Annotated in this window: 1 protein-coding gene; it reads left to right on the top strand. The window is 67.9% G+C overall.

The window, feature by feature from the left end; genetic code table 11:
• Positions 1-1,271, top strand: a 1,271-nt coding sequence (locus OC373_RS18655) for a heavy metal translocating P-type ATPase (RefSeq protein WP_261998271.1), incomplete at both ends; no start/stop codon positions are given.

The following is a 1,271-nucleotide window of genomic DNA, read 5'->3' as shown; positions in this document are numbered from 1 at the left end:
GTCGTTTACCGAGCATGGGCGCGTCGGTGTGTATTACGAGGCGGCGGCGGTGATCCTGTCGCTGACGCTGCTTGGCCAGATGCTGGAGCTGCGGGCACGTTCAAAAACGTCCGCGGCGATCAAGGGCCTGCTTGGCTTGGCCCCAAAGGAAGCCCGGCGCGTCAATGCCGACGGCACCGAGGAGGACATCCCGCTGACCCACGTGCATGTCGGCGACCACCTGCGCGTGCGCCCCGGCGAGAAGGTGCCGGTGGATGGCGAAGTGGTGGAAGGCCGCTCCAGCGTCGACGAGTCGATGCTCACGGGCGAACCGATCCCGGTCGAGAAGACCGCGGGCGACCAGGTCATCGGTGCGACCCAGAACGGCACCGGTGCACTCGTGATCCGTGCCGCCAAGGTGGGTTCCGATACCGTTCTCTCGCAGATCGTGCAGCTGGTTGCGCAGGCCCAGCGCTCCCGTGCGCCGATGCAGCGGATGGCCGACACTGTCGCCTACTGGTTTGTGCTCGCGGTGCTGGCGATCGCCGTGGCCACGTTCTTCATCTGGGGCGTCTTCGGCCCGGACCCGGCCTGGACCTACGCGGTGCTGAACGCGGTTTCGGTGCTGATCATCGCCTGCCCCTGCGCGTTGGGTCTGGCCACGCCGATGTCGATCATGGTTGCCACCGGCAAGGCGGCACAGGTGGGCGTACTGTTCCGCGATGCCGAGGCCATCGAGCATATGCGCCGCATCGACACCCTGATCGTCGACAAGACCGGCACGCTCACCGAAGGGCGCCCGGCTTTCAAGGAAGTCGTGGCCTTCGAGGGCTTCGATGCAGACCGGGTGCTGCACCTGGCGGCCAGCTTGGACCAGGGAAGTGAGCACCCGTTGGCGGACGCCATCGTCGCCGAGGCCCGGCGCCGTAAGTTCGAGTTCGACCGCGTGGAGGGCTTCGACTCGGTGACCGGCATGGGGGTGCGCGGGACCGTGGCGGGCCACGAATTGGCGCTGGGCAATACCGCACTCATGGAGGATCTGGGAGCCAACCCCGGTGCGCATGTCGACGTGGCCGAGCGTCTGCGTCGCGAGGGCGCGAGCGCCATGTTCCTCGCCGTAGATGGTCGCTTGGCGGGCCTGATCGCGGTCGCCGACCCGATCAAGGCATCAGCCGCGGCCGCCATTGATGAGCTGCACGCTGCCGGGCTGCGCATCATCATGGCCACCGGCGACGGGCTCACCACCGCGCGGGCCGTGGCCACGGAGCTGGGTCTGGACGAAGTGCATGGCG

It is taken from the genome of Stenotrophomonas sp. Ste96, from assembly GCF_024519495.1.
Lineage (GTDB): Bacteria > Pseudomonadota > Gammaproteobacteria > Xanthomonadales > Xanthomonadaceae > Stenotrophomonas > Stenotrophomonas bentonitica_A.
Note: the sequence above shows the minus strand (reverse complement) of the source record. Positions and strands in the feature narration are given on the sequence as shown.